Source organism: Azospirillum canadense (assembly GCF_025961225.1).
Classification (GTDB): Bacteria; Pseudomonadota; Alphaproteobacteria; order Azospirillales; family Azospirillaceae; genus Azospirillum; species Azospirillum canadense.
This window is the reverse complement of the sequence record NZ_JAOQNG010000009.1, coordinates 189,919-215,983: the sequence shown is the minus strand read 5'-3', so window position 1 is coordinate 215,983 and position 26,065 is coordinate 189,919. Positions and strand designations below refer to the sequence as shown.

Sequence of the window (26,065 nt, the reverse complement as noted above, 5' to 3'; positions counted from 1 at the left end):
GGGGGGTGTCGGCCCGGCGTTGGAGCGGAAGCTGTGGGCCGACGGCATCACCACCGTCGGCGAACTGCAGAGCAAGGACGAGCTTTGGCTGGCCAAGGCGGTACGGAAGTTTCGGCCCAACGCTGCACCGCTTTGCACGCGGCGAGGACAACCGGAGGGTCGAGCCGGAAGGTCCCAGCAAATCGATTTCCGCGGAAACGACCTTCGACTGGGACGTGTCGACGGCCGCGGCGCCGCGGGAAGAGCTGCGGCCGTTGGCGAACAAGGTGGAGCGCCGCATGGCGCGGGAAGGGGTGCTCGGCCGCAGTGTCGTGGTCAAGTTCAAAGCCGCCGACTTCACCCAGTTCACCCGCTCCTGCCGCGTCGAGCCGACCCGTTCGGCCGCTGACATTCTTCGGGTCGCCGACGAAATTCTGGAATCTGAGGCCGATGGTGGTGCCTTCCGGCTCATCGGCGTCGGCTGCACGGACCTGACCAACCCGGCGGAGGACCCGGAGCCTGACCCGTTCGGATTCTCCGGGAGTCCGTAACTCGCTTGAGGAGGCTTCCCTGAGCGCCAGCTCAAGCAGGGGCGGGAGGGTTCATCTACACGGGATGATTGGTCGGGCCAGGTGCAGCAAAGGTCGTGCGAGGTTGCCAATCGGCGAGTTCGACGTTGGCATCCCATTCGTCGACAGAAGCCTGCAGATTGAGCCAGAAGCGCGGCGTCGTCCCGAGCACGCGCGACAGCCGCACCGCCATCATCGGCTCGATGCGCGTGTGCCCGTTGATGATCTGGCTGGCGTGCTTGCGGCTTATGTCGAGCGCATCGGCCAAGTCGGTAACGGAAATCTTTTGTTACCTCTCTCGTAACGGCGGCTTCCGGTGCCCGGCCCAGGTTTTCCAGAATTAACCTTATCGCACTTGAGGGCTCCCCGCCCAACCAGCTGGCAGACGATCAGACTTTCGCAAACCCGTTACCGCTCACCGCGGCCTGTCCGTCGATTGTAATTCCCTTTTCGTTGCGATCGTGACCACGGAAACAACCGATGTTACGATGCCCTGCGCCGGTGAGGACGGACGCGGGAAAGTGCAAGAGGAAAGGCATGGTGTTCCAGCTCCAGAACGGCGACGACGCCACGGCGACCGTTTCTCCGGACACGCCGGCGGAGCGGCCGCAACCCCTCCGCCCGGACGCTCTGCGCCGGGTATTGGATCAGACCGACGCGAAGACGCCGTTCCAGCAGACGTTTCTGCTCGTCGGCGCGCTCGACAAAGTGGCCGAGGGCGCCGACGAGGCTTGGGCGGCTTTCGCGCGCGATATCGCGACCCACCTCCTTCTGGCACCCCCGCGGGCGCTTGTCGGCGGCGCGGAACCCGGCCCGGCGCACGCCGACGCGCGCGCCATCATCGAGCGCATCGCCAAAGGGGAGCCGATCGATCCGACCGGCGCGCGCGACCGGGTGTTCGCGGCCATCGTCGAGGCCCACCGCAACGCGCGCGACCGAGCGGAAGCGATCACGGTCCGTGAAGAAGCCGACCGCCGTCGCCTTCTGGACCTGATGCAGGACCGCCTGCCGATCGCCATCGTCGCCGCCATCGCCGTCACCGCCGAGATGATCAAGGGCTTGCTGGCCACGGGCAGCGCACCGGCGGACCGTGTGGCCGCCTTGGACGACGGCTTGGAGGCCGGCCTGCAGGCGATGACCGCCAAAGGCATCCAGCCGTCGGATGCCCTGCAGGCGCTGATCGCCGCCTGCAGGACCCAAGCGGCCGCCGGACTTGGCGGCACCGGGGTCGGCGGCGGGCGGGGCGGCGGGCTCGCGCGCTGACCCCACCGCCCGTCTCCATCGTGCCGCGCCATTCTCCGCGCCCAAGGAAACCCCGCATGCCCTCCTGGCCCCGGTTCGCCCTCAGCGCCCTCCTGTCCGCCCTCCTCCTCGCCGGCCCGCTGGCCGGCGCGGCACCGGTGCGCGCCTCCCAGCCTTTGGGCCTGCCGGCGGACAGCTTCCCGCCGCTCACCGGGTCGGCGGCCCTGGAGACCCAGGCCAAGATCACCTTGGAAACACCACTCACGCTGCGCGCCGGTTATCGTGGCGACGCGACCGGGGCGCTCGCCGGCGGCGCCGCGGACGGCACGCCCATTCGCCTGTCCGGCTCGGTGACCTTCGCGGCGGCCGCCGACGGCAGCGTCTCGGCGACCATCCTGTGGACGCGGCGGGCCGGCCAGGAGGGCGCGCTCAGCGCCGCCCTGGTCAGCCGCGCTCGCGCGCCGCGCGATACCATCGTGCCCGGCGGAACCGCCCTGACCGTGGTGGGCGACATCGACGCCTTGCGCGCCGGCATTCCCGGCTTCGCCGCGTCGCTGGACCAGCGCGTGCGCGGTGGCTGCCCCGACCTCGTCCATTACTCGCGCGGGGCCGTGGTCGCGCAGACGCGCACCTACAAGAGCGACGCCAAAGGACGGACCCTGTACAACGACTGCTCACCGGACGTCGGCGCCGGCCTCTGGCGCATCGAGCGCGATTACCGCGGCTGCGATTGGATGCCGGCCGACCAGGACAAGATTTATCCCGCCTACCGCCTGGTCTACCGTCCACTCGGCGACAACGGCCCGCTCCTGCAGATCCAGAGCTGCTTGCCCGACCAGCAGCGGCCAAGCGCGCCTTTCGGAATCACCATCGGCGGCTGCGTCCAAAGACCCGTCATCGCGCCCGGTGGCCAAGGGGGATCGAGCACGGCCGCGCAACGCTACGGCTGGACGACGCCGGACGGCGTCTACCGCGGCCTCACCCCCTGCCTCCACCCGATTCCGGTCACGCTCAACCACCAGGCGCGGGCGTGCTCCGGCGCCATGGATGGCTTCATGGGCAACGTGTGGGGAGTCACCATGAGCGAGATCCACGTGCAGACCGACGCCGACGCTTCGACTTACCGCAAGTTGCTTCCCTGCGGTCCTTGGGGGGTGCCCGAGGGAACGGTCGAGAAGGACGCCCGGGCGTGCGCCGGGCAGTATTACGACGACATGGCGGGCGGTGTGTCCTGGCCGATGGTCCGTTATGGCGTGCGGCGGCAGGGCGGCGGCGAGAACGCGGTCGAGATGTTTTCTCCCATCACGCAATGCCTGCCCGACATCGATCCGCAGAAGCTCATTCAGCACGGCGAGCGGCAGGTCGGCTGGCAGCACGCCGACGGCATCCTCGCGTCGTTCCCGGTCATGCAGCGCACGCGCGACGGCGTCGACATCGGGCAGCCTTACATCGGCGATCCCGCCCAGCACTATGCCCTGGACTCCGAAGGCGTTGCGGACGCCGGTCCTCCCGAAGTGGTCGGCTGCGTGAGCTTTCAGGCGCGCCAGCTGGTGCGCCGCTACCATCGCCCGGACGACAGCGCGGTCGACGTCCTCGGCCTCTACGACGCGCCGGTCATCACGGACAAATGCGCTCGGTGATCGCGCTTCAACCGGCGCAAGCGGATACCCCTCCGGACGGTGTTACGTTTCCGCCTGGGGCGATCTCTTACCCTGCTCGCCTCGCTGCAACACGCCGACGTGGGCACAACTTTTTGCCGGTCGGGGGAGCGGTCTGGGCTGTAGCGTTTTGGCGACAGCGCACCCCGAAACGCAAAATCCAGCCCCGCGAGGGCTGGATTTGGTGCGGCGCAGCATCACATGATCCGGTGTCGCTTTGCGCGACGTGCCCATTCTTGGGCGTTTCCTCCCTTGACTCAGGCCGCGGACATCTGTCTAGCGGCCTTCTTTCTGTGCATCAATAGGCCGATGGTCAGTAATACAAACGATTCTGGAAACGCCTGACGCGGCGGTGCGTCCGACGCGAGCGCATAGACCGGTTGTCGCGTTCCGGACTGTGAACCGCGCGAGCCGACGCGGCGGCAGTCCGCGTCAGCGGCGCTTCCGTCACTAGGGCCGTAGCCTCCGAGGCCATCCGCGGGCACTGGGGATGTAAACCGCACCCACGACCACCGCGGCGTCACCATGGCCGAGGACGCCTCCCGCGTAGGCAAGAACCTTGGCATCCTGGCCCGCATCCGATCCTTTGCCGCCAACATCACCCGCGCCAATGGCGTCGAGAACGTTCGCGATGCCCGATATCGCCTGTCCATCCGCGGCCTGAATGCCCTCCTACAATGCCGCGTCATATAGCGGTGAACAGCCCTGCGGTCTGGAGTAGCACGTTCGCGATGACTTGTGCTTCCCTGACATCCTGATCTGACGGAGCGGATCCCGCGCCATGACCATGCTCGACCTCGACACGTTCCGCGCCACGCCGCTGAACCGGGAGCCGTACGAATTCCTGTGCGTGCCGGGCTTTGTCAAGGCCGAGCACCTGGCCGCGATCAACCGCGACTACCCCCAGGTGGACAGGCCGGGATCGATCCCGCTCGACGTCTATCCGCACGGCCCGGCCTTCGCCGCCTTCATCGAGGAACTGCGCGGGCCGAAGATGCGGCAGGCGTTCTCGGAGAAGTTCGGCCTCGACCTCTCGCCCTACCCGACCATGTTCACCGTGCGTGGTCAGTGCCGCGCCACCGACGGCAAAATCCATACGGACTCGGCCAGCAAGATCATTACGGTGCTGATCTACATGAACCCGCCCTGGGAGGCGTCCGGCGGCCGCCTGCGCGTGCTGCGTTCGCCAAACCTGGAGGACTATGCTGCCGAGGTGCCGCCCGAGGCCGGGACGCTGCTGTGCTTCCGCCGCTCCGACCATTCCTGGCATGGGCACCCGCCGTTTGAGGGGCCGCGCCGAGCCGTCCAAATGAACTGGGTCAAGGGCGGCGCCTACGTCTGGCAGGAGCAATGGCGCCATCGTCTGGGCGTCTGGGCGAAGGGCTTCATGGGCAACCGCGCGTAGGGACATCTCCCGCCTGGGCGGAATGGCAAACGGCGCTTCGTTCATCGCCCACCGGGAACTTTTCTGAAACATGGCGCGGCACAGCGGGAAACCGGTCACCAACGGCGGGCTTGGCCCCGGAGCCGTGGCCGCTGTCCATTGCAGCAAACGCGGCCAATTGCCACACGCACTCCATAAGAAGAAGGCACCAGCAGACCTGCTTGGAGAGCAGAATAACGGAATGTTCGTCTGATGTGCAGGTCGTTCGCATAAGATCGGGGGGGCATGCCGTGGCCCCCAGCAGCAGAAGCCGGCCCGAGTTGTTGGTCTTGTGCATGCGTGATGCGTGCCGCCTAATCTTGGGCCAAGGCAATCCTGGAGGAAACGCCATGACGATGCTGAAAGTCGTTGAGGTGCTTGCGGAGTCGCCCAACAGCTGGGAGGAAGCCGCGCAAAACGCTCTGCGCCAAGCGACGGAGACAGTGCGGGGCATATCATCGATCTACGTCAAGGAGTTCGAGGCGAAGGTTGAGAACAACAAGATCACGAGCTACCGCATCAACGCCAAGATCACCTTCGCTCTGGAAGGCAAGGAATAGCCCGACTGCGGAGCGTGCCCGCACAGGGCGCGCTCCGCCGGTTCCCTCTCCCCTGACCGGCTCCGGGGAGGCGAATCTTCTCGGTCCGTCGATTTTTGCCACAGTAGGCATGCCTGAGGACAGGGCGGTTAAGGAGGTGGCGATGGATGCGGTGGCATGCACGGCGCTCAACGCGCTCCAGGACCCGGTGCTGGTGCTGCGCGTGGACGGCACCATCCGGCTGGTCAACGCTGCGGCGGCCGCATTCCTCGGCCGGACGGAGGCAAGCGTGCCGGGGCGCAGCATCTTCGATGCCCTGTCCTCCAACGATGCCGATAATTTGCGATGGGCCCTCAAGACCATCGGCGCGGGAGGCCGGTCTCTGCATGTGGAACGGACGGTCGGCGAACGCTGCTTCGACATCTCCCTGGAACCGGTCATCGCGCCCTCGGGAAAGGTGGCCGAGGTTGTCGTCCACGCTCGCGACATCACCGCACGGCGACAAGCCGAAGCTCGGCAGCGGCAGAGCGAAACGATGCTGCGCACGGTCATCGACCAGTTGCCGCATTGGATCCTCTGGAAGGACTGCCAGTCCCGCTATCTCGGCTGTAACCGGGCGTTCGCCCTCGCCTGCGGCGTGCGCACTCCGGACATCGTCGTGGGCCGCACGGACGCCGACTTCTGCACGCCGGACGTGGCCGCGCTGTTGCGCCGTGAGGACGAGGAGGTGCTGCGGACCGGGCGGACGCTGGTGCTCACCGAGCCGTTCGTGCCAATCCCGTCCCGAACGCCGATGCTGATGGAGAAGATCAAGCTGCCGCTGCGCTCCGAGGCCGGCGATATCCTGGGCATCATCGTCATCGCGATCGATGTCGCCGAGCGCAAGCGGGCGGAAGATCAGCTCATCGCGGCCAAGCGGGAAGCCGAGCGCGCCAACGCGGCGCGGACGCGGTTGATCGCGGCGGCCAGCCACGACTTGCGGCAGCCGCTCCAGGCCACCGCCCTGTTCACGGGCCTGCTCGAACATCGCGTCACCGAGCCCGCGCTGCTGAGCCTCGTGCACAAGGCACAGACGGCCTTGACCTCGGCGATCGCTTTGCTCGACGACCTTCTGTACCTGTCCAAGCTGGAGGCGGGAGCCGTCGTGCCCAAGGTCGGCCCGGTTCCGCTCGGCCCCATGCTCGGGCGGCTGTATGATGACTTCGCCCCCCAGGCGGCGGACCGGGGCCTCGACCTGCGGCTCGTGTCCGCCGATCGAACGGTGCGCAGCGACCCATTGCTGCTGGAGCGCCTCGTGCGCAACCTGATCGCCAACGCGATCCGCTACACCGACCACGGTGGGGTCCTGGTGGGCTGCCGTCAGCGCGGAGCCCATGTGCGCGTTGAGATCTGGGACACCGGCCTCGGCATTCCCGAGGAGCACCTCCCCCGCCTCTTCGACGACTTCCATCCGGTGCAGGGGCGGGCCCACGGCGGCCGGGGTGGCATGGGGCTTGGCCTGATCACCGTGAAGCGGATCGCCGCCGTCCTTCAGCACACCGTGACGGTCCGATCGCGTGTCGGCCGCGGTTCCGTGTTCGCGGTCGAGGCTGCGGCCGCCGATCGGATAAGCGCTCCGCGGCTTGACGACAACGAACCGTGAGTGCGATCAGCGCTCAGAGGGTACGCCGAAGGAGAGTTGCTGCCGTATCGCACCATCCACACAGCTCATTGGGTGAGATCGTCTTGTCCTTCGGGACGGTGATCGTCCCTGATGAAGTGTGGGGGAGGATAAAATGCGACTGCGGAGTGTTTCGGCGATGATGCTGGCCGTAGGCTTGGCGGCGTTTGCGGGTGCGGCCGACGCCCGAGGTGCTGTCAGGTTGCCGACCGCCGGATTGGCATGGCAGGGTGCCGGGCATGAGCACGACGCCCAATCTGTACCGCGGCTTTCGTTTTCCGGCGGCGATCATCCATGAAGCGGTGTGGTTGTACCACTGCTTCAGCTTGAGCCTGCGCGAGGTCGAGTTGATCCTGGCTGCGCGCGGCATCGAGGTCAGTTACGAGACCATCCGCGAGTGGGGGCTGCGCTTTGGCCGGGCGTTCGCCAACACCCTCAAGCGCCGTCGGCCCCGGCCGGGTGACAAGTGGTTGCTGGACGAGGTCTTCATCCGCATCCGCGGCAAGCAACATTATCTTTGGCGCGCGATCGACCAGAACGGCGTTGTCCTCGACATTTTGGTCCAGAGCCGGCGCAACAAGAAGGCGGCCAAGCGCTTCTTTCGCAAGCTGCTGAAAGGGTTGCGTTACGCCCCGCGCGTCATCGTGACCGACAAGCTAAAGTCATACGCGGCCGCGAAGAAGGATCTGAAACTCGGTGGCGAACACCGACAGAACCGATACTTGAATAACGCCTGCGAAGTATCACATCAGCCGACCCGACGGCGCGAGCGACACAGGAAAAGGTTCAAGTCCGCCAGGCATGCCCAACGATTTCTTTCCACCCGCAGTCCGATCCACAACCACTTCCAGCTCCGCCGCCACCTGATCTCCGCCTCCCAGTATCGCACCGTCCGCGCTCGCGCCTTCACCACCTGGCGCGAGGCTACCGGCCTTGCCCGGACTGCCTGATCCAGTGAACACGGGAGTTGTTCAAACCCTCCGTGCATCAACCGACCGCGAAGTTGACAGCACCGCATGCAGCGCCTGCAGGAGCCGCCGTGCATCGCTTGCCCGAACGGTGGCGCGGCTGGCCGCTGCGGGCCAGCCGCTGTGAGGACTCAAAAGTCCATGTCCCCCATGCCACCGCCGGGCGTCGCCGGAGCTGCCTTCTTCTCCGGTTTCTCGGCGATCATGGCCTCCGTCGTGATCAGCAGGCCGGCGATCGAGGCGGCGTCCTGCAGCGCGACGCGCACCACCTTGGTCGGGTCAACGATGCCGAAGCCGAACATGTCGCCGTACCGGTCGTTCTGGGCGTCGTAGCCCCAGTGCGCTTCGCCGCGGTCGAGCAACTTGCCGACGATGATCGAGCCGTCCACCCCGGCGTTGGTCGCGATCTGGCGCGCTGGGGCTTGGAGGGCACGCCGGACGATGTCGATGCCGATCCGCTGGTCGTCGTTCTCCGGGGCGAGGGAGTGCAGCGCCTGAGCGGCGTAGAGCAGAGCGGCGCCCCCGCCGGGCAGGATGCCTTCCTCCACCGCCGCGCGGGTGGCGTGCATGGCGTCCTCGACGCGGTCCTTGCGCTCCTTCACCTCGACCTCGGTGGAACCGCCGACCCGCACGACCGCCACGCCGCCGGCCAGCTTCGCCAGACGCTCCTGCAGCTTCTCGCGGTCATAGTCCGACGTCGTCTCCTCGATCTGCGCGCGGATTTGCGCGGTGCGGGCCTGGATGTCCTCCTTGCGGCCGGCGCCGTCGATGATGGTGGTGGTCTCCTTCTCGATGCGCACGCGCTTGGCCCGGCCGAGCATGTCGATGGTCACGCTCTCCAGCTTGATACCGAGTTCCTCGGAGATGACCTGACCGCCGGTCAGGACCGCGATGTCCTCCAGCATGGCCTTGCGGCGATCGCCGAAGCCCGGCGCCTTCACGGCCGCAATCTTCAGGCCGCCGCGCAGCTTGTTCACCACCAGCGTGGCGAGCGCCTCGCCTTCAACATCCTCGGCGATGATCAGCAGCGGCTTGCCGGACTGCACGACCTGCTCCAGCACCGGCAACAAGGCCTGCAGGCCCGACAGCTTCTTCTCGTGCAGCAGAATGAAGGCGTCCTCCAGCTCCGCGATCATCTTGTCGGCGTTGGTGACGAAGTAGGGCGAGAGATAGCCACGGTCGAACTGCATGCCTTCCACAACGTCCAGTTCGGTGCCCAGGCTCTTGGCCTCCTCCACCGTGATGACGCCCTCGTTGCCGACCCGCTGCATGGCCTGCGCCAGCATGTCGCCGATCTCGCGGTCGCCGTTGGCCGAGATGGTGCCGACCTGGGCGATCTCCTCGTTGGTGGTGATCTTGCGGGCCTGCGCCGTGAGATCGGCCACCACCGCCTCCACGGCCCTGTCGATGCCCCGCTTCAGATCCATGGGGTTCACCCCGGCGGCGACCGCCTTGGCCCCCTCGCGGACCATGGCTTGGGCGAGCACGGTCGCGGTGGTGGTGCCGTCGCCGGCCTCCGTGCTGGTTTTAGAGGCGACCTCGCGGACCATCTGGGCGCCCATGTTCTCGAACTTGTCGGGCAGCTCGATCTCCTTGGCGACGGTCACGCCGTCCTTGGTGATGCGCGGCGCGCCGAAGGACTTCTCGATGACGACGTTGCGGCCCTTAGGCCCCAGCGTCACCTTCACGGCGTCGGCCAGTATGTCCACCCCGCGCAGCATCTTCTCGCGGGCCGGCGTGGAGAACTTCACCTCTTTGGCAGCCATGGCTCAAACCCTCCCTTGGCAACGCTTGGAACGCGACGCTCAGGCGGTTATGACCGCCATGATGTCGGTCTCCTTCATGATCACATAATCCTCGTTGTCGATTTTCACCTCGGTGCCCGCCCATTTGCCGAACAGCACGCGGTCGCCCGGCTTCACATCGAGCGGCTGCAGGCGGCCCTGCTCGTCGCGCGCCCCGGGGCCGACGGCGACCACGTCGCCTTGCATGGGCTTCTCCTTGGCGGTGTCGGGAATGATGATGCCGCCGGGGGTCCTCGCGTCCTCCTCCACGCGGCGGATCACGACCCGGTCATGCAGCGGACGGAATGTCATGGCTCATTCTCCCTTTCTGAATTGACGGCTTCGGTCCGGGCACCGCATCCCGGCGGGGGTGCCCCTCACGAGCGTGCGGCGGCCTCGATCCGGGCGGTCACGCTGCGCTGGGCGCCATGGCGTTGCAGCGTCAGGTCCACGGCATCGCCAACCCGCTTCAGCCCGACCCGGTTGCGCACCTGGGCGGCGCTGTGGACGGGGCTGCCGTCGATGGCGACGATCACGTCGCCTTGGCGGATGCCGGCGCGCTCCGCCGGCGTTCCCGTCTCGACCCGCGCGACCACCGCGCCTTCCGTTTCGGTCACGCCCATGGCCCCGGCGATCTCCGGCGTCAGATCCTGGACGGCGATGCCGATGCGCCCGCGCCGGATCTCGCCGTACTGCAGGATCTGCTCCATCACTTGGCGCGCCATGTTGATCGGCACGGCGAAGCCGATGCCGATGTTGCCCCCGCTGGGCGCCAGGATGGCGGTGTTGATCCCGATCAGCCGGCCGCGGAGATCGACCAGCGCCCCGCCCGAGTTGCCCGGGTTGATAGACGCGTCCGTCTGGATGAAATCCTCGTAGCCTTCGCTGAGGCCGCTGCGGCCCAGCGCGCTGACGATGCCGGCGGTCACGGTCTGGCCCAGGCCGAACGGGTTGCCGATCGCCACCACGTAGTCGCCGACCTGCAACCGGTCGCTGTCCCCCAGCGGAACCGCGCTGAGGTTGTCGGCGTCGATCTTCAAAACGGCGATTTCCGTTTGTGGGTCGCGGCCCAGCAGCTTGGCCCGGAACTGGCGCTTGTCCTTGGTGGTGACTTCGATGATGTCGGCGTTCGCGACGACGTGGTTGTTGGTGAGGACATAGCCGTTGCGCGCGTCGACGATGACCCCCGACCCGGCCGCCCGGGTTTCCCGGCGCACCGGTTGGTCCGGCAGGTCGAAGAAGCGGCGAAAGAAGGGGTCGCGCAGCAGCGGGTTTGTCCATCTCCGTGTGCCCGCGCACGGCGATGTTCACGACGCCGGGGGTCACGGCGCTCAGCATCGGCGCGAGGCTCGGCATGCCGGGCACGGGGGCGGTTTCCTGCGCAGACACCGGCGATGGTCCCGTGGCCGGGGCCGCACAGGCGAACAGGGCAAAGACGATGGCAAAGCGGGACAGAGTTCGCACCATGACGGCACTCCTTCGTTGGCCGGGGGTCCCAGCCAAGCTCCCGGGCCGGGATCACCGGTGAGGCTTTCCGCCTCCAGTCTGGGCCGCGAGCGTCGGGGCCGGGGGCGGAGCGCCCCGGCCGGCGTTCGTCAACCCTGATGCTCCTGCACGGCGCCGGACGTCACGTCGACGCTGAGTCGGATTGGCTGTCCCGCCTTGGAAGCCGTCGGTTCGACGCGGTCACCGTGCCGGTTGACGTTGCTCAGGTCCGAGCAGCCGTGATCCGCCGCGTATTTGGCCAGAGTGTTGCGCGTCTCCGAGCAAGGCACGTCCGCGGTGGCGCTCGTCGTGCGCGAGGCGGAAAGCGCCGGACCGGCCGCGCCGAGGACAAGCACGGTCGAGAGCACGGCCACGATCAGCTTGCGCATGGCATCTTCCTTGCTCGTTTCCGGCGCGTCACGCCGTCAGGCGCGGCGGGTTGCGGTGGAAGTACCAGCCCTCGGCGGCCGACAGCACCGCGACGGCCAGGCCGACGACCACGTGGGTCCGCATGGCCGAGCTGTGGCCGGCGAAGCCGAGCGCCCAAGGCGCCACGACCGCCCACAGGCCGACCACCAGATTCACCCACTCTTCCCACTCGGCGAAGGCGAAGATCGCCGCGGCCGCCAGCGCGACCATCACGGCCCCGGTGATCCAGGCGTTCCAGGACGCGGTTGCCTGGTCCGCGAAGCCGTACAGCCACGGCCCGAGGAACAGCGCGGCGCCGAGCAGCAGGGTCACCAGATCGACGATGCCGTTGTCTTTCCTGTCCTTCCACGTTGCGTAGGTCATGGTTTCCCTCCATCGATGATGTCCGGGGATACCGGATCACGCCCCAGCCTCCGAGGGGACGGGCGACCGGGGCGGAACGGGTGGGGTGGCGACGTCGCCGACCAGATGGTCAAACTGGTCTTCTGGCCCATGGCGCCTCCGGTATTGCCGTTCAGCTCATGGAGCCGCCCGCGAGGAGGTGCGCCACCACCAATCCCGGTCGCAGCGAGGGGACGAGCCAGGCCAAAAGACCGAGTGCCGCCGAAGCGGCGGCTTCGTCCCACAGGGTGAAGTGCGGGGCGAAGACCGGCTCGTCGCGCAGCTCCGCGGCGGTTGCGGCGGCGATGGAGCCCATGAGCAGAAGCACGCCCAGCAGGCCTGCTACCAGTTCGGCGGGATACAGAGAGGCGACAAACAGGCAAAAGGCCACGGTCAGCCCCCAGCGGACCAGATGCTCCGCGTTCGGGCCGAGAGGCTCGCCGCCCTCGCCCTCAGTCCAGCCTTGCCAGTCCCAAGGATCAAACATCCGCATGGCCGACCTCCCTCAGGCGACCCTGGCGTCCGTGCCGCCGGGGCGGCGGTCGGTGTTGGCCGGAGGTGGGACCATGGCGCGTCCGTCAAGGGCGCGCAGGGCGGCCCGCACTTCCTCCAGGCGCGACGGCTCACCGTCGAGCCACGCTTCGTCCTGGGTCGCTTCGATGCGCAGGGCATCCCACTCCCACGACGTCAGGATGCGGCGCTTCTCCGTGCTCGTCAGTGCCGCGTGAGAGACCACCTCGAACGGATCGCGGAACAGGCCGGCCGGGTTGAGGATGGCGCGCTCGACGTCCGCGGCCGACCAGCGCAGATCACCGCTGCGCACCGGCTCCAGGCAGTCCAGCATCCAGTCGGTCCACATCGCAGCCGGCGGCTCCGGACAGCCGACAGCCGTCGGCCGGTCCCGCGGCGGCTCATCAACCTCGAACGGGATGCCGTGGCGGGTGGCGAAGCGCACCGCCGCGTCCCGGCTCCGGAAGCGCAGTTCGACGTGGCGCAACGGATCGTCGCCGCCGCACCAGCCCATCAGCGGCTCGACGAACTGAGCTGAGCAGGGCTGGAAGCTGAGCACCCACGCACACGAGCGGACCTTGCCCGAGGTCGTCGCGCTGCGCCCTGGTTTGTGGATGAGGGCCATGGTGCCCGGCGGCACGGTGGGCGACGGCGCCAACGGATCGGCGTCGTTGGCCACCGGCGGCGAGTCCCCGGGTGCCGTCGGCCTCGGGGCGAACGCCCAGGTCACGTCTGGAAGCGACCGAAGTTTGGCTCCAACCTGTTCCTCTTGCCTCCACATGACATCCTCCCTGGACCGGACGATGCCGGCGTGCCGCCCGCCACGCCGGGAAGGCGGCACGCCCATGCCGACTAGGTCGCGTTCACGGTGATGCGCTTGACCTTGCTGTCCGCTTCCGGCGACTTGGGCAGCACGACGGTGAGCACACCGTTCTTGAACGAGGCGCTGATCTTGTCCTCGTCCACGTCCGGCCCGACGGCGATGGAACGTTCGAAGCGGCCGTAATAACGCTCGCTGTAGCGCTTGCCCTCACCGTCCTGCTCCAACGTCTTCTCGCCTTTCAGCGTCAGCACGCCGTCCTGGAAGCTCAGGTCGATGTCCTTTTCCTCCAGGCCGGGCAGTTCCGCCGTGACCCGGTACTCCTTGTCGGTTTCGAGGACGTCGGTGTGCGGCCAGCCCATGCGACCGAACCCGACGGACGGCACGGGGCTGACGAGGTCGCGGAAGACGTCATCGAACAGGCGGTTCATGTCACGTTGCAGAGAGAGGAACGGGTCCATGACCTCGCCACCCCGCACGCTGGGAGCCCGCTCGCGGCCCCACGGAATGAGATCACGCACGCTCATGTCATCCTCCTGTCTTGATCGTCACAGCTCCTTCTCAAGGCGATCGTGGCACACGCCGTCACCGGCCCGTCCATGCGGGCCGGCGGCGGCTTTGAGCCAGCGAAGCTCAAGCGGCCTGCGGCGTCCCAACCGGCTGCGCCTCGATGGTCTTGGGCTTCGGCGCGCTTGCGATCTGGATGGTGTGCGGCTTCAGGGAGTCCGGCAGCTCGCGTGCGAGCTCCACGGACAGCAGCCCGTTTTCCATCTTGGCGCCCGACACCTGGACATAGTCGGCCAGCTCGAAGCGCCGCTCGAACGGACGCATCGCCAGACCGTGGTGAAGGTACTGGACCGCCTCACGGCCCGGCCTGCGGCCGGCCACCACCAGCAGGTTGGGCTGCACGGTGATGGTGATGTCCTCGGGCGCGAAGCCGGCCACCGCCATGGTGATGCGGTAGGTGTCCTCGTCGGTCTTCTCGATGTTGTAGGGCGGGTAGTTGTCCGACGGCTCGTAGCGCATCGCGTCGTCGAGCAGGTCGGACAGCCGATCGAAACCGATGGTCGATCGGAACAGCGGGGAGAAGTCGATCATGCCCATAGCCACATCCTCCTTATGAGCAACATGGGTACGAGCGCGCCAATCGCGGCGCGTAGACCTTGCAAGTCCCAAGGGGGCCCTTGACGCTTTCGACTTAGGAAACTCTGCCTCTGGTTCAAGAGGCGTTCGGAGCGCGTCAAAAGGCGGAAACCTAACCCCTTGGATAATGGATCGGCAGGGCATCCGGTTCTGGCGCGATCAGGCCACCCATGGCTCGTGGGCACGACGGTGCTGTCAACTTCGCGGTCGGTTGATGCACGGAGGATTTGAACAACTCCCGTGTTCACTGGATCAGGCAGTCCGGGCAAGGCCGGTAGCCTCGCGCCAGGTGGTGAAGGCGCGAGCGCGGACGGTGCGATACTGGGAGGCGGAGATCAGGTGGCGGCGGAGCTGGAAGTGGTTGTGGATCGGACTGTGGGTGGAAAGAAATCGTTGGGCATGACGTTGGTGCAAAACTCGGTGCGTTGACGGGCTCCGCCCTAGAAAGTTGGCGTTCAGGCGACCTTGCGGGAGACCCGCATCCCGAGGCTTGCCATGATGTTGAGGACCGTGCAGCCAGCGGCGGCCTCGGCCTTCTGCGTCGGCAGAGTCCGAGCGCGCAGGCTTCGCCCGATCAGGGTCTTGTACCGCAACATCGCCACCTCGCCCAGGGACCGGCGTCCGTAGCCGACCGCCCGCTGCCAGCCGAGCCGTCCGCGTTCCGCGATCATCTGGATGTGGCGGTCACGCTGCGTGGGAGCGCTCTCGGCGGTGTCGCTCGGCACCGCAGTCGAGCGCGGCGGGATGATCACCTCCGCTTCGGGGCTGCGGGCGGTCACGGCGTGGTAGACCGGCTCGCCGTCGTACGCGCCGTCCGCAAGCACCGTGCCGATCGGGCGCCTTATCTGGTCGAGCAAGGGGCCGACCAGAGAGGCATCGCCGTCCTCCGTGGTCGTCAGTTCCGACGCGAGGATCTCGCCCGTATCAGGATTGCTCGCCAGATGAAGTTTTCTCCAACTACGGCGCGTCGGGCCGCCGTGCTTTTCCTGGTGCCACTCGCCCTTGCCGAACACCTTCAGCCCGGTCGAATCGATGACTACCGTGACCGGGCCGTCCGTCCTGGCCAGCGCTGCTGCAACCTCCAGATCGGCGCTACGCCGGGAGAAGGTCGTGTGATCGGGCACGGGCAGGTCCAGGCCGAGCAGGCGCATCAGCGAACCCAGCAGGCCTTCGGTCTGGCGCCACGGCCGGCCAAAGGCGAGGCGCAGCATCAACCCAGCCTCGATCGCGATGGCCGAGTAGCGGGACGGACGGCCGCGCCGCCCCGTCTTGGCCGGCGTCCAGGCGGCGATCGCCTCCGGCGCCACCCAGATGGTCAGCCACACAAAGGGCCAGTCGCCCTCCAGCGGGCGGTTCAGGAAGGCGTGGACCCGCTCGTCGATGTCCTGGCACAGGCGGCTGACCTGGCTTTTCGAGATGCCGGTCATGCCCATCGCCTTGACCAGATCATCGACGCTGCGGGTCGAGATGCCCTGCACATACGCCTCCTGGATCACCGCGATCAGCGCCTTCTCCGCGGTGCGGCGCGGCTCCAGAAAGGCCGGGAAGTAGGAGCCGCGCCGCAGCTTGGGGATGCGAAGGTCGATGGCGCCGGCGCGCGTCTCCCAGGTCCGCTCCCGGTAGCCGTTGCGTTTGGTCAGCCGGTCCTCGCTGCGTTCACCGTAGCCGGCGCCGCACAGGTTCTCCACCTCCAGTTCCATCAGGCGCTGGGCGGCGAAGCCGACCATCTCGCGCAGGAAATCCGCGTCGGCGCTCTTCCCAATCAGCTCCTGAAGAGCGATCCTGTCCTCGGTCATCGTGTTGCTCCGTCTCGGTTGATGGTCGTCAAGCAACCTCAACTTAGCCGAAGAACACGGTGACCGCCCGCTCCCGGACGGCTGGCCCGCCTGCGCCAGCTAGGGGGAGCGCTCCGGCGGGCCAGCCTTACGCCTCAGACACCACGTGCCGGGACACGGCCCCGGAGCCGCTTTGGTCCGGCTCCGGTCCACTCCACACCAGCGCCGTTATCGACTGTTTGATTTGTATCCCATAGCCGAGATTCTGCGACTGTGATGAAGGGGGCTATCATTCATTCGACTTCGCATCATCGGCCGCGCGGGCCCCGCTGTCCGTTTCGGAGATTGACTGGACTGCACAATCATTGGCCGGATTTGGCGACGACGTGGATAGGCGTTGACGACGGGCTGTCGGAGTGTATCCCCGTCAAACGCTGGGGGCTCAACTCACGCACTGCATCACATTGACAACGCTCGTCGAGGCAATGCGCATAATCCGGTTTTGTCCTCAGCCAAACGAGCGCGCCAGAGCTCGTTGGCAGGAGGACAATCGTGCCGCGGCGGTGTCAGGCGGGATTGATGGCGGGCCCGCTGTCCACAGCGTCGATCAGGTCGGCACGGTCGTTCTTGACCGAGCCGACGTCCTTGCTAACCTGCCAGACCCGCATGTGCGTGCTCGGGTACGGGCTTAGCATCGCCTGCAGCGCGTCAGGGCTGATCTCCTCCTCGCCCAGCCAGGCGCTCCACCGGTCGGGCGGCAGGATCACCGGCATGCGATCATGGATGGCGCGGGTCGCGTCGTTGGCTTCGGTGGTGATGATGGTGAAGGTGTGAAGCCATTCTCCGCTGTCCGGGTCCTTCCTTCCTTCCCAAAGCCCGGCGAAGGCATCCGGCCCGTTGCTGTCCGTGGCAATGGCATGCGGAATTTTCGCTCCATCGACCTTGCGCCACTCGTAATAAGCATCGAATGGAACCAGACAACGGCGCTTCTTGAAGGCGGAGCGGAACGCCGGCCGATCAGCCACGCCCTCGGCGCGCGCGTTGATCATCTTGGCCGCACCGGAAGGGTCCTTCGCCCACACCGGAACCAAGCCCCACCTTAGCGGGCTGAGGCGCCGCTCTTTGGTCTCCGGGTTGAACCGGATGACCGGCAGGGTCTGCATCGGCGCGGCGTTGTACCGCGGCGCTGGGGCGTCGCCGTGGACCGTGGCTGCGAACCGGTCAACCAGGAGACTGGCCGGCGAATGAAGAGCAAAGCGTCCGCACATGAGCCGATTGTGGGCGCGGGACCGCAGGGTGTCAACGCGTGCGGCGGAGGCCCCTCACGGGACCGGGCGCCAATGCTTGCGGTCACCCAGAGCATCCACGCTGACGAGGAGTTCGTCGGTGGGCATGCCGCCCTCCAGGAGCAGGCGGGCGTGCGGGAGATGGCCGGGCTTGTCGACGAGGGCGGTGACGACATAGATCTTGGGCGATCCAGCCGTCCGGGTAAAGCGGTCCCCCACCTGAACCGACATGCGTGTCATCTCCCCTCCCCTCACGGCAGGCTGGCGAGCTCGTCGAGCAGCTGCTGGTACTGGCGGGGCGGCAGCGCCCGCTGGTCCGCGGCCATGCGGCGCAGCGCCTGGAGGCCCGCCGGCGTAAAGGTCGCCTTGAGCCAGTGCGCGCCGTCGTCCACCAGGGACAACAGGCCCCGCTCGATCATGCTCTGCACCGCGGCGGCCGGCTTGGGCTGGCCCTTGTGTGGGCCGGTCGCCCAGCGCTTCACCAGGATGCCGTCGTGGATGGATCGGGCGCTGCTGAGCCGCAGCATGAACTCGCGCCGGATCAGGTCGCGCTCCTTGGGCAAAACTCGGGTGTGTCGATCATCGCATCTCACGGAATGGCCAAAGCGGCGCCGAGGTGTAGCGCGCCCGTCCGTGGGAGAGAAGATGCTCAAGAGGATTGGCTGGCCGACTGGAGAATTGCCCCATGGCACTGGTGCATGGTTTCCGAAAACTGTGGTCCGTTGTGAGAACCGCCATCAGTCCCCTCTCCGCCCTGGGCGTCTTTATCGCCGAAATCGGAACGCGTAAGCCTCCGCCGTCACGCGTGCGATGGTCATCATCGCGGGGATCTCGCGGAGCGCACGCCCGGCGAGCAACTCACGAGCGACCAGGGCGAACTCCGGCCAATCCGCGTCCTCGTCGGACTCCCGCAGCGCGAAGGCGGTCCAAGCCATCAGCTCGGCCCATTTCCGGCGGCGGCCTTCCAGAATCCCGTCGAGAACCGCGGAGAGCGCTTTGGGCGCCGCCATCCGCTTGCTGCCCAACACTTCGCCAACGACGGCATCGTCCTCGAACCACGACGATACAAAGGGAAGCTGCTCGTCCCATGCGACGCTGTTCTTGAGCGCCCGGGCAACGGCTGTCGGCTCCAACCACTCCGGCGGCATCGCCTCGCACAACGACGCCACCATCTCCTCAACGGGTACAGCGTTCGGCTGGATGTTCGCCAGCCCAGTCGTCTCAACGACGTCCAGCAGGCCGAACGGCGGCACGACACCGGAGATCAAGTTGACTGTTAAGGCGTGCGCCATAGCCTTGTGCACGTAGTCCTCGGTCGAGGGGATCAGGCCGATGCGGACATCAATGTCGTCGAGCATGCCGTCGGCCTCCCGGCGGCTCCCCCCATGCTGGACCCAGGCGTCCCGCACGCCCACCCCCAGCTTCAGAAGCACGGAGGCAATGGCGGTCTTGCGGCCCTCCCGGGCAACCACAAACACCGACTGTGCGCCGGAGCCGTCCCAGCCCGAGACGAAGACGTCGCGGACCTGCGCCGGTTTCGACGGCACCACGGTGATCCCGTTCTGGCGGCATGCCCTGATCGCGTCGTCCAGCGCGGCGCGGTCGGCCTCCGGCAGCCAGTTGCGCATCTGAATCATCCGCCGCAGCATGGTGCCGGACACCAGACGGCGTGGGGCGGTCTGCTCAACGGTGCGCGCCGTCGCCCTGCGAACCAGGCTGGCCGGGTCGAAGAGCCAACCGACCGCGGCCTCGCGCAGCCGCTCAACGCCCGGCGTGAAAGACGCCACCGCGAAGAGGCTCCGGCTGTCGTCCGGCAGCGCGGCGGTGAACTCCTGCAGCTGGGCGAACAGCTCGAACTCATCCTTGACGGCCTCGGCGAGTGCCGACAGGTGATCGGCCAGCTCGCCGACGTCGGCACCGCCCGACGTGGCCCCAGCCTCCTCCATCACGTCGGCCATAACGTTCCTGAGCTCGTCGCCGGGGTCGAGTTTGGCGGCGGCGAACTGGCCGAGGATCGTCACCATGGTCTCCGGGCCGAGGGTGCCGTCGCGGCCGAGGCGACGAAGTGTCCCGCGGAGCGCGTCGGCCCGTGCCAAGGCGTCCGGCAGACGGCGTTCGACGCCGTAGCGCAGCGTCTCCAGCGCATGCCCCAGCAGGAGCGCGAAGGCGTCGATCAATCGCGCGTTCGGCTTCTTGCGCCGCGCTTCCGCGATGACCAGGTCCACCAGCTGCTCGGCGGCGTCTGGCATCTGATCGATCGCCAGCAGGGCAAGGTCAATGCCCTCACCCGCGCGACCCGCAGCCATGTCCTTGACGACCATCTTGGCGAGCGCGGTGAGCGGCGTGGTCTGGGCCATCATAGCATCCGTTGGTCAGGTGTCTTGCGGCAGCTTAGCCGCATGCCGCCCGGTCCACCAAGGCTTGCACGCGGCAGCCCACACGGACCAAGCACGAAAGACAGTCGAATGAGCCGAATGCCGCCGCATCCCGCGGGAACGGTGCTCAACCGTGAGCTGGCGTCCTTCCTGTGCACCGTGCGCGCGGGCTCGCCGGATGGAGTGGTCCGCAGGAATCCGGGATAGGGCGGCATTTCCCCATCGCCCCATTCCCCTGGCGCGTAAGGCCGTATTCCGTTCCGCGACCGCACGCGCGCTGCTATAGCGGGAAGTCTCCTCGGTCACGGTGGGCCACCGCCATGATGCCGTCCAGGCTGCCGCTCCGATCGGTCGTGCGTGCCGCCGCGACGTGGGCCGCTCGGAACGCCGTCCTCTGGTCGGCCCTGGTCAGGTTGCAGAACACGAGTCGGCGCGGCGATCCTTGGCTGCGCGTCCATCCCTTCGATGCCGACTACGGCACGCGGACGAGCGGCTACATCCCGGCTTGGCTCCTCAGGGCCGGCCGACCGGGCGACGCCGGCATCACCGCCTACGCCGGTTGCCAGCCGAGCTGCCTGCGGGCCGCCCTGCGCTCCATCCCGAACCTTGAAAGCCGCAGCTTTCTGGACCTCGGATGCGGCAAGGGGCGGTCGACGATCATCGCCAGCGAACACCCGTTCCGGGCCGTCGTCGGGGTCGACATTTCCCCGCACCTCGTGCGGATCGCCCGGCGCAACGCGGCCATCGTCGCAAAGCGCTTTCCCCATCGTCCCCCGGTCACCATCGCGGAGGGCGATGCACTGGACGTGCCGCTGCCGGATGGGGATCTGCTTGTCTTCATTTACCATTCCTTCGGCCCCGACGTCCTGGCCCGGGTCATCGACCGGCTGGGCGGCGCGGTCGCGCGGGAGGCGCGCGACGTCTTTGTTGTCTACGAGAACCCCGTCTACGGGACGGTCATCGATCGTCACCGGGCCTTTCGCCGCTGGTTCGCCGAACACGTCCTCTGCGACCCGGCCGAGGCGCCGTTCCAGTCCGACGACGGAGAGACCATCGTCGTTTGGCGCTCATCCCGGGACGGCCGTTCCGCGACACCTAGCGGGGCCGACCGTCCCATCGTGGTTTCGAAACCGGGCTGGCGGGCCGAACTCGCCGACACCCGCCCCGCAGCGTCAGCGCTCTGCTCGCTGAAACCGGAAATTCCTGAAAACGTCAGCGCGGTTTCGTACGTGGGGCAAAAAGCCGGGCAGGCCTGACACGGACCGGGGTTGGCTTTGGCCTGCCCGGGTCTCATGTTTCTGGGTGTGAGCACCCCTGAGAAGCTACCTCTGTCCGAGCTGTCGCGCGGCGATCTCGAAGGATTGACCGAACGCCTGCTGGCGGACAACGCGGCCCTGAAGCAGGCGATTGCGGATCTGCGGGCGGAGGTCGCCGCACTCAAGGGCGTGAAAGGCCGGCCGGTGATCCGGCCGAGCGGCATGGAGCCGAAGACCGAGCCCAAACCGCAGGCCGGCGGCAAGCGTGGCCAGAAGCGGCGCAAGACCGAGCGGCTGGTGATCCAGGAGGAGCGGATCATCAAACTGGATGCGCCGGCCGGTTCGCGCTTCAAGGGCTATGAGGACTTCGTCGTCCAGGATCTCGTGGTGCGCCCGCATGTGATGCGCATCCGCCGGGAGCGCTGGGTGACCCCAACCGGCGAGACGCTGGTCGCCCCGATGCCGGCGGGGATCACCGGCCACTTCGGGCCGGAGCTGCGCCGTTTCGTGCTGCTGCAGCACCATCAGGGGCAAGTGACCATGCCGCGCCTGGTGAGCCAACTGCGGGCCTTCGGCATCGACCTCTCCAAGCGGCAGCTCGTGCGGCTGCTCAACACCGGCACGGACACCTTCCGCGCCGAGGCCCGCGCGGTGCTGCGGACCGGGCTGGAAACCGCGGCGTGGATCAGCGTCGATGACACCGGTGCCCGGCACCAACGCCAGAACGCCTTCTGCACGCAGGTCGGCAACGATCATTTCACCGCCTTCGCCACCACCGCCTCCAAGAGCCGGCTGAACTTTCTGGAGGTGCTGCGGGCCGGCTATGGCGATTACGTGATCAACGCCCATGCCTTGGCGTACCTGCGGCAGCGTGCTCTGTCGGGATCGCTCATCGCCCGGCTGGCCGCCGATCCCATCCGCCACTTCCCCGACCACGCGGCGTGGCTGCAGCATCTCGACGGGCTTGGAATCACCGGGCTGACGGTGTCGCCCGATCCGGTGCTGATCGCCACCGAAGGGGTGGTGTGGGGCGCCATCAAGGCGCATGGCCTGCTGCCCGACACCGTGATCCTGTCCGACGATGCCGGCCAGTTCGCCGTCGATCACCACGCTCTATGTTGGGTGCACGCGGAGCGACTGGTGCACAAGCTCGACACCTTCACCGACCAGCAGTACGCCGCCCAGCAGCGCGTGCGGGCGCTGATCTGGTGGTTCTACGCCGACCTGAAAGCTTATCGGCGGGCTCCCGATCGCCGCCGACGCTCCGCGTTGCGGACGCGCTTCGATCGCCTGTTCCGTCGGCGCACGGGCTTCGCCACGCTCGACCGTCTGCTGGACCGCTTGCACGCCAACAAGGACGAGTTGCTGGTGGTGCTGGACCGCCCGGAGGTGCCGCTCAACACCAACGGCTCGGAGCGTGACCTGCGCCCGCAGGTCACCAAGCGCAAGGTCTCCGGCGGCACCCAGTCCGATCCGGGGCGTGACGGTCGGGATGCCTTCGCCGGCCTGCTGCTGACCTGCGCCAAGCTCGGTGTCTCCTTCTGGGACTATCTTGGCCACCGCCTCGGCGTGTCTGGAGTTGACGCCCCCGACCTCCCCAACCTCATCAGAATGCGATCAGCGATGGCCTGAGCGCCCGGACTTTTGCCCCACGTACGCGGTTTCGGCGTAAGTCGCTGTAATCATTGGAGATGATAGCTAAATGGAGTTGTATTCTGAGACTGGAGGTTCGTGATAGAGGTCCTTCACAGGCGCCAAATTCCCTTCGCGCATGGTTTGGCCTGTCGGCTGGCTGTGTCGTTGTCGGGTGGATCCGTTTAGAAGCCTATTTGCATCGGCCTGCGCTCTCACCCCGTGGGCGGCTTGTGGCTTTCCCCGTACCGAAAACGGCGCGTCCAAGCGCGTCGTCCTTGCCTCATGGCGGGGCATTGCCGCTCCTCGCCGGCTCCCCTGCCCTGCCCGTGGCGCGGTCGCCCCGGCCGGGAGCGCGTGACGGTCATGGGTCCGCCGTGGCCTCAGATATTTTACCAAACGGGCGTTACGTACCATCTGCGAATTTGGTAAAATAGTCCAGCCGGTGGCCCGCCACTTTTGATAAAACTCTTTTGGATGAGCCAGCTGCTGCCGATGGAGACGATGCCATGGCCTTGATCGGGTACGCCCGCGTGTCGACCGACGAGCAGACCACCGACCCGCAGATCGACGCACTCAAGAACGCCGGCTGCGCGACCATCCTGCGCGAGCACGCCTCCGGCGGCGATCGGGCGCGCCCGGAATTGAAGCGCGCCGTCGAGCGCTGCCGCAAGGGCGATGTGCTGGTCGTCGTGCGCATCGACCGCCTGGCGCGTTCGCTCGCCCACCTGTTGGAGATCCTCGCGGCGCTCGACGCCAAGGGCGCCGGCTTCCGCTCGCTCGGTGATCCCATCGACACCACCAGCCCGCAGGGCCGCTTCACCCTGCAGATCCTCGGCGCGGTGGCTGAGTTCGAACGCGCCCTCATCCGCGAGCGCACCAAGGCCGGGTTGAAGGCGGCCCGCGAGCGCGGCCGCATCGGTGGCAATCCGGGGCTGCGCTTCCGCTCCGCCGCGGCGGTGCGCGCCGTCACCGACGCGCGCGAGGCGCGGCGCGACGCCGATGTCTTGCGCGTGGCCGACGCCATCCTGCCCCACGTTCGGGCGATGCGGCCCGCGTATCCGTGGGAGACCGTGGCCCGCAGCCTGGACAAGAGCGGTTCGCGGCGGCCCGACGGTGGCCCCTGGACCGGACCGGCCCTGGCGCGCGCCGTCCGGCGCTTGGCGCGGGACGGTTTTGTGGACGAGGCGGTACTGGAGCGCACGCCGCGTCGCCGGGACAGCGACGACTTGGTCACCCTGGTCGCCATGGCGGTGAACACGTTGGAGAACCCGACGCTCGCCAACATCGCCCAGCATTTGGAAGACATTCACTGTCGGACGCCGCGCGGCGAGGCGCGCTGGTCGGTGTCGTCGGTGCAGAACCTGCTGGGAAAAGCCGTCGCACAGGGACTGCTGGAAGATCGGCCTCTTCCCAAGCCGGAGGCGCCACGCCGACGCGGTCGCCCCCCGAAGTCACTGAAGGCGCGGACCACGCAAAGCTGATTGGGAGCGCGAGAGGAGGTGTCCGTGCTTGAGGAGGCGCTTGCGCGCGTCCCCGAGCCTCGGGCGCGTGCGCAAAACGACGGGCGGGATGGCCAACGGAGTGCCCGCAACGGCATCGGCCGTCAGCATTCCGTTCGTAGCCGAATGGGCATCTCGCAATACGCGCGCCCGGTCGTCCCGCTGGGCAGTATCAACGCCAACTGCCGCAGGACCGCCTTGCCCTGCCGGTCTTCTGCACCTCGGCCGAACGGTCACGGGCGCCCCTCGACCGCGCCCGCGCGCACAGCTTGCTGGAGCGTGACGACCACGCCGCCGCGGAGTAGGTTCGACACCCCCGCCCCGGAACGAAGAGTGATTCATGCCCCCTGACCAGTGCCTCGCCGCGCGCAAGCTCCTCGGCTGGTCCCGACTGGAGGCGCAAGGGCGGACCGGGCTGGCCTACAGCACGCTTCAGGATTTCGAACTGGGCACCACAGCAGCAACACCAACGACGCGCAACCGGCTGCGCGCCGCGTTCGAGGCGACCGGCGTCGCGTTCGACGCGGACGATGGATCGGGGGCGCGGCTGAGCGAGGGGAGCGACCATGACGGAGATGAGCCATGACGGGCGGACCACCCAAGCCTGAGCCCCAAATGGTTCGCGTCCTCCGGAAACCGACCGCCGCGCAGGTGGTGTTGGCGATGAAGGCGACTGGCCTGCCGATGCACACCGTGTGGGCGGTCTATGGCGCTATGCTCGAGGCGGTGGACCAGGACGGCTCGGGGGCTGACGGCGGCGCTCCGATCGCGCCGCCCGGACCGGACATCGGCGAGGTGGCCCGCGTGACCTCGGAACGGTGCCGGCGAGCCCGCGCGTTGATGGACTGGAGCAAGCTCGACTTGGCCTGGGCTTCCGGCGTAAACGCCGTTCTCTGATTGCAGAAAGCCGGGGAGCAGATCAGCGGCGTCTGTTGATCTGCTCCTCAAGGGGAGGGAACAATACAGCATGCTAAATTGCCACCGCCCGGCTATGGCTTGGCCGGCGTCTCGGCGGCTTGCTCAATGGACTCACTCACCGGCATCATGATGTGCGCATAGGGCGTGCCGCCCCACATCACATAGGGCGCCCGCGCATTCTCGGCGGTCGTGGGATAGCCCTGCAACAGGTCCACCGCGTTTAGGATCATCACGTGCGGGCCGGTGTCCACCCATGTGTGGCCCGGCGGTGGCGCCGTCGCATAAGGGTCGTTGTTACTGGCATCCGAACCGCCGGCCAACATGTAGGCGAGACCGATCTGCCCTTTCGGCGGCTCCTTGTGCTCTATCCACGCCTTGGCCCATTCCATGGCGTTCTTGTCCAGGCACATCGGGTCGTTGCCCGGCGTCATCGGGTTGTCGGGCATGCAGGTGAAATTGCCCGTGCCCTGGCGCAGTGTGCGTGCCTCGCCCTTTTCATTCATGGCAATGATCGTCGCCGTCTCGGCGACCGCGCGTGGCGCCGCCGACATGGCATTGGCGATCATCTCCCCGTCGGTTTTCGGCGCCATATGGGCGGCGCTGTGGCTCTGGGCGAAGGCGCCGAGCGATGCAAAGGTCAGCACCGTGGCGAACAGAGGCAGGGTCATTTTGAACAGGTTCATGTGACACTCTCCCTGGATTGGGCAGCCTGTGTGGCTGACCGGACCGTT

At 67.4% G+C, this 26,065-nt stretch carries 29 protein-coding genes; 13 read left to right on the top strand and 16 right to left on the bottom strand.

Going from position 1 to position 26,065, the window contains the following annotated elements:
- Window positions 1-5: 5 nt before the first annotated feature.
- Window positions 6-530, top strand: a complete 525-nt coding sequence (locus tag M2351_RS45030; protein ID WP_319801961.1) for a DinB/UmuC family translesion DNA polymerase — start codon at window positions 6-8, stop codon at window positions 528-530.
- A gap of 55 nt (window positions 531-585) precedes the next feature.
- On the opposite strand, the gene M2351_RS35430 is transcribed toward M2351_RS45030, so the two are convergent.
- Window positions 586-831 (bottom strand): HigA family addiction module antitoxin, encoded by a 246-nt coding sequence (locus M2351_RS35430; protein ID WP_264660737.1) that lies wholly within the window; start codon window positions 829-831, stop codon window positions 586-588.
- Window positions 832-1,085: 254 nt separating this feature from the next.
- Between M2351_RS35430 and M2351_RS35425 the strand changes: the two genes are divergently transcribed.
- The 7 genes from M2351_RS35425 to M2351_RS35395 all read left to right on the top strand — a co-directional run bounded on the left by M2351_RS35425 (window position 1,086) and on the right by M2351_RS35395 (window position 8,020).
- Window positions 1,086-1,811 carry a hypothetical protein gene (locus M2351_RS35425; protein WP_264660685.1) on the top strand — a complete coding sequence of 242 codons (726 nt, stop codon included), beginning with the start codon at window positions 1,086-1,088 and terminating at the stop codon, window positions 1,809-1,811.
- Between the two features lie 56 nt (window positions 1,812-1,867).
- On the top strand, window positions 1,868-3,430 hold the full coding sequence (locus M2351_RS35420; RefSeq protein ID WP_264660684.1) for a hypothetical protein: 1,563 nt from the start codon (window positions 1,868-1,870) through the stop codon (window positions 3,428-3,430).
- Between the two features lie 543 nt (window positions 3,431-3,973).
- Window positions 3,974-4,141: a hypothetical protein gene (locus M2351_RS35415; protein ID WP_264660683.1), complete on the top strand. Its 168-nt coding sequence runs from the start codon at window positions 3,974-3,976 to the stop codon at window positions 4,139-4,141.
- A gap of 88 nt (window positions 4,142-4,229) precedes the next feature.
- Window positions 4,230-4,853, top strand: a complete 624-nt coding sequence (locus M2351_RS35410; RefSeq protein ID WP_264660682.1) for a 2OG-Fe(II) oxygenase — start codon at window positions 4,230-4,232, stop codon at window positions 4,851-4,853.
- Between the two features lie 368 nt (window positions 4,854-5,221).
- Window positions 5,222-5,431 (top strand): dodecin family protein, encoded by a 210-nt coding sequence (locus M2351_RS35405; RefSeq protein WP_264660681.1) that lies wholly within the window; start codon window positions 5,222-5,224, stop codon window positions 5,429-5,431.
- Between the two features lie 109 nt (window positions 5,432-5,540).
- The gene (locus tag M2351_RS35400; protein WP_319801960.1) at window positions 5,541-7,052 is read left to right on the top strand and encodes a PAS domain-containing sensor histidine kinase; all 1,512 of its coding nucleotides are present in this window, start codon (window positions 5,541-5,543) and stop codon (window positions 7,050-7,052) included.
- 257 nt (window positions 7,053-7,309) lie between these two features.
- Window positions 7,310-8,020, top strand: a complete 711-nt coding sequence (locus M2351_RS35395) for an IS6 family transposase (RefSeq protein WP_264660679.1) — start codon at window positions 7,310-7,312, stop codon at window positions 8,018-8,020.
- 149 nt (window positions 8,021-8,169) lie between these two features.
- On the opposite strand, the gene groL is transcribed toward M2351_RS35395, so the two are convergent.
- The 14 genes from groL to M2351_RS35320 all read right to left on the bottom strand — a co-directional run bounded on the left by groL (window position 8,170) and on the right by M2351_RS35320 (window position 20,011).
- The gene (gene groL / locus M2351_RS35390; protein ID WP_264660678.1) at window positions 8,170-9,804 is read right to left on the bottom strand and encodes a chaperonin GroEL; all 1,635 of its coding nucleotides are present in this window, start codon (window positions 9,802-9,804) and stop codon (window positions 8,170-8,172) included.
- Window positions 9,805-9,843: 39 nt separating this feature from the next.
- Entirely contained in the window at window positions 9,844-10,134 is a 291-nt protein-coding gene (gene groES, locus M2351_RS35385; RefSeq protein WP_264660677.1) for a co-chaperone GroES, read from the bottom strand.
- A 65-nt stretch (window positions 10,135-10,199) separates the two neighbouring features.
- A complete protein-coding gene (locus M2351_RS35380) occupies window positions 10,200-11,039 on the bottom strand; it encodes a S1C family serine protease (protein WP_264660676.1) in 840 nt (279 codons plus the stop codon).
- A gap of 378 nt (window positions 11,040-11,417) precedes the next feature.
- Window positions 11,418-11,696 carry a hypothetical protein gene (locus M2351_RS35375; RefSeq protein WP_264660675.1) on the bottom strand — a complete coding sequence of 93 codons (279 nt, stop codon included), beginning with the start codon at window positions 11,694-11,696 and terminating at the stop codon, window positions 11,418-11,420.
- A 28-nt stretch (window positions 11,697-11,724) separates the two neighbouring features.
- On the bottom strand, window positions 11,725-12,099 hold the full coding sequence (locus M2351_RS35370) for an SPW repeat protein (RefSeq protein WP_264660674.1): 375 nt from the start codon (window positions 12,097-12,099) through the stop codon (window positions 11,725-11,727).
- A 151-nt stretch (window positions 12,100-12,250) separates the two neighbouring features.
- Window positions 12,251-12,610 carry a hypothetical protein gene (locus M2351_RS35365; protein ID WP_264660673.1) on the bottom strand — a complete coding sequence of 120 codons (360 nt, stop codon included), beginning with the start codon at window positions 12,608-12,610 and terminating at the stop codon, window positions 12,251-12,253.
- 12 nt (window positions 12,611-12,622) lie between these two features.
- On the bottom strand, window positions 12,623-13,306 hold the full coding sequence (locus M2351_RS35360) for an ETC complex I subunit (protein WP_264660672.1): 684 nt from the start codon (window positions 13,304-13,306) through the stop codon (window positions 12,623-12,625).
- Between the two features lie 173 nt (window positions 13,307-13,479).
- Window positions 13,480-13,974: an Hsp20/alpha crystallin family protein gene (locus M2351_RS35355; protein ID WP_264660671.1), complete on the bottom strand. Its 495-nt coding sequence runs from the start codon at window positions 13,972-13,974 to the stop codon at window positions 13,480-13,482.
- A gap of 106 nt (window positions 13,975-14,080) precedes the next feature.
- Window positions 14,081-14,551: an Hsp20 family protein gene (locus M2351_RS35350; protein ID WP_264660670.1), complete on the bottom strand. Its 471-nt coding sequence runs from the start codon at window positions 14,549-14,551 to the stop codon at window positions 14,081-14,083.
- 494 nt (window positions 14,552-15,045) lie between these two features.
- Complete coding sequence (locus M2351_RS45385) at window positions 15,046-16,386, bottom strand: IS5 family transposase (RefSeq protein ID WP_406567480.1); 1,341 nt, start codon at window positions 16,384-16,386, stop codon at window positions 15,046-15,048.
- A 545-nt stretch (window positions 16,387-16,931) separates the two neighbouring features.
- A complete protein-coding gene (locus M2351_RS35335; RefSeq protein ID WP_264660669.1) occupies window positions 16,932-17,633 on the bottom strand; it encodes an SOS response-associated peptidase in 702 nt (233 codons plus the stop codon).
- Between the two features lie 54 nt (window positions 17,634-17,687).
- Window positions 17,688-17,891 carry a hypothetical protein gene (locus tag M2351_RS35330; RefSeq protein WP_264660668.1) on the bottom strand — a complete coding sequence of 68 codons (204 nt, stop codon included), beginning with the start codon at window positions 17,889-17,891 and terminating at the stop codon, window positions 17,688-17,690.
- An 11-nt stretch (window positions 17,892-17,902) separates the two neighbouring features.
- Window positions 17,903-18,214: a hypothetical protein gene (locus M2351_RS35325; RefSeq protein WP_264660667.1), complete on the bottom strand. Its 312-nt coding sequence runs from the start codon at window positions 18,212-18,214 to the stop codon at window positions 17,903-17,905.
- Between the two features lie 201 nt (window positions 18,215-18,415).
- Entirely contained in the window at window positions 18,416-20,011 is a 1,596-nt protein-coding gene (locus M2351_RS35320; RefSeq protein ID WP_264660666.1) for a hypothetical protein, read from the bottom strand.
- Window positions 20,012-20,379: 368 nt separating this feature from the next.
- Between M2351_RS35320 and M2351_RS35315 the strand changes: the two genes are divergently transcribed.
- The 5 genes from M2351_RS35315 (at window position 20,380) to M2351_RS35295 (ending at window position 25,313) form a co-directional block, all read left to right on the top strand.
- Window positions 20,380-21,282, top strand: a complete 903-nt coding sequence (locus M2351_RS35315; RefSeq protein ID WP_264660665.1) for a class I SAM-dependent methyltransferase — start codon at window positions 20,380-20,382, stop codon at window positions 21,280-21,282.
- 105 nt (window positions 21,283-21,387) lie between these two features.
- A complete protein-coding gene (locus M2351_RS35310) occupies window positions 21,388-22,914 on the top strand; it encodes an IS66 family transposase (protein WP_264660664.1) in 1,527 nt (508 codons plus the stop codon).
- Window positions 22,915-23,423: 509 nt separating this feature from the next.
- Window positions 23,424-24,398 (top strand): recombinase family protein, encoded by a 975-nt coding sequence (locus M2351_RS35305; RefSeq protein ID WP_264660663.1) that lies wholly within the window; start codon window positions 23,424-23,426, stop codon window positions 24,396-24,398.
- 358 nt (window positions 24,399-24,756) lie between these two features.
- The gene (locus M2351_RS35300) at window positions 24,757-25,002 is read left to right on the top strand and encodes a helix-turn-helix domain-containing protein (RefSeq protein ID WP_264660662.1); all 246 of its coding nucleotides are present in this window, start codon (window positions 24,757-24,759) and stop codon (window positions 25,000-25,002) included.
- A gap of 29 nt (window positions 25,003-25,031) precedes the next feature.
- Window positions 25,032-25,313, top strand: a complete 282-nt coding sequence (locus M2351_RS35295) for a hypothetical protein (RefSeq protein ID WP_264660661.1) — start codon at window positions 25,032-25,034, stop codon at window positions 25,311-25,313.
- A 92-nt stretch (window positions 25,314-25,405) separates the two neighbouring features.
- Here the strand turns inward: M2351_RS35295 and M2351_RS35290 are convergent, their stop codons facing one another.
- Entirely contained in the window at window positions 25,406-26,017 is a 612-nt protein-coding gene (locus M2351_RS35290) for a hypothetical protein (RefSeq protein WP_264660660.1), read from the bottom strand.
- Window positions 26,018-26,065 lie beyond the last annotated feature (48 nt).

Excerpts from the sequence above, each read along its gene's own strand:
- M2351_RS35415 (WP_264660683.1), top strand. The coding sequence starts at position 3,974 with ATGGCCGAGGACGCCTCCCGCGTAGGCAAGAACCTTGGCATCCTGGCC.
- M2351_RS35405 (WP_264660681.1), top strand. The coding sequence starts at position 5,222 with ATGACGATGCTGAAAGTCGTTGAGGTGCTTGCGGAGTCGCCCAACAGC.
- M2351_RS35425 (WP_264660685.1), top strand. The coding sequence starts at position 1,086 with ATGGTGTTCCAGCTCCAGAACGGCGACGACGCCACGGCGACCGTTTCT.
- M2351_RS35305 (WP_264660663.1), top strand. The coding sequence starts at position 23,424 with ATGGCCTTGATCGGGTACGCCCGCGTGTCGACCGACGAGCAGACCACC.
- M2351_RS35365 (WP_264660673.1), bottom strand. The coding sequence starts at position 12,610 with ATGCGGATGTTTGATCCTTGGGACTGGCAAGGCTGGACTGAGGGCGAG.
- M2351_RS45385 (WP_406567480.1), bottom strand. The coding sequence starts at position 16,386 with ATGACCGAGGACAGGATCGCTCTTCAGGAGCTGATTGGGAAGAGCGCC.
- M2351_RS35350 (WP_264660670.1), bottom strand. The coding sequence starts at position 14,551 with ATGGGCATGATCGACTTCTCCCCGCTGTTCCGATCGACCATCGGTTTC.
- M2351_RS35335 (WP_264660669.1), bottom strand. The coding sequence starts at position 17,633 with ATGTGCGGACGCTTTGCTCTTCATTCGCCGGCCAGTCTCCTGGTTGAC.
- groL (WP_264660678.1), bottom strand. The coding sequence starts at position 9,804 with ATGGCTGCCAAAGAGGTGAAGTTCTCCACGCCGGCCCGCGAGAAGATG.
- M2351_RS35395 (WP_264660679.1), top strand. The coding sequence starts at position 7,310 with ATGAGCACGACGCCCAATCTGTACCGCGGCTTTCGTTTTCCGGCGGCG.
- M2351_RS35375 (WP_264660675.1), bottom strand. The coding sequence starts at position 11,696 with ATGCGCAAGCTGATCGTGGCCGTGCTCTCGACCGTGCTTGTCCTCGGC.
- M2351_RS35355 (WP_264660671.1), bottom strand. The coding sequence starts at position 13,974 with ATGAGCGTGCGTGATCTCATTCCGTGGGGCCGCGAGCGGGCTCCCAGC.
- M2351_RS35420 (WP_264660684.1), top strand. The coding sequence starts at position 1,868 with ATGCCCTCCTGGCCCCGGTTCGCCCTCAGCGCCCTCCTGTCCGCCCTC.
- M2351_RS35300 (WP_264660662.1), top strand. The coding sequence starts at position 24,757 with ATGCCCCCTGACCAGTGCCTCGCCGCGCGCAAGCTCCTCGGCTGGTCC.
- M2351_RS35330 (WP_264660668.1), bottom strand. The coding sequence starts at position 17,891 with ATGACACGCATGTCGGTTCAGGTGGGGGACCGCTTTACCCGGACGGCT.
- M2351_RS35410 (WP_264660682.1), top strand. The coding sequence starts at position 4,230 with ATGACCATGCTCGACCTCGACACGTTCCGCGCCACGCCGCTGAACCGG.
- M2351_RS35290 (WP_264660660.1), bottom strand. The coding sequence starts at position 26,017 with ATGAACCTGTTCAAAATGACCCTGCCTCTGTTCGCCACGGTGCTGACC.
- M2351_RS35370 (WP_264660674.1), bottom strand. The coding sequence starts at position 12,099 with ATGACCTACGCAACGTGGAAGGACAGGAAAGACAACGGCATCGTCGAT.
- M2351_RS35400 (WP_319801960.1), top strand. The coding sequence starts at position 5,541 with ATGCCTGAGGACAGGGCGGTTAAGGAGGTGGCGATGGATGCGGTGGCA.
- M2351_RS35295 (WP_264660661.1), top strand. The coding sequence starts at position 25,032 with ATGGTTCGCGTCCTCCGGAAACCGACCGCCGCGCAGGTGGTGTTGGCG.
- M2351_RS35320 (WP_264660666.1), bottom strand. The coding sequence starts at position 20,011 with ATGATGGCCCAGACCACGCCGCTCACCGCGCTCGCCAAGATGGTCGTC.
- groES (WP_264660677.1), bottom strand. The coding sequence starts at position 10,134 with ATGACATTCCGTCCGCTGCATGACCGGGTCGTGATCCGCCGCGTGGAG.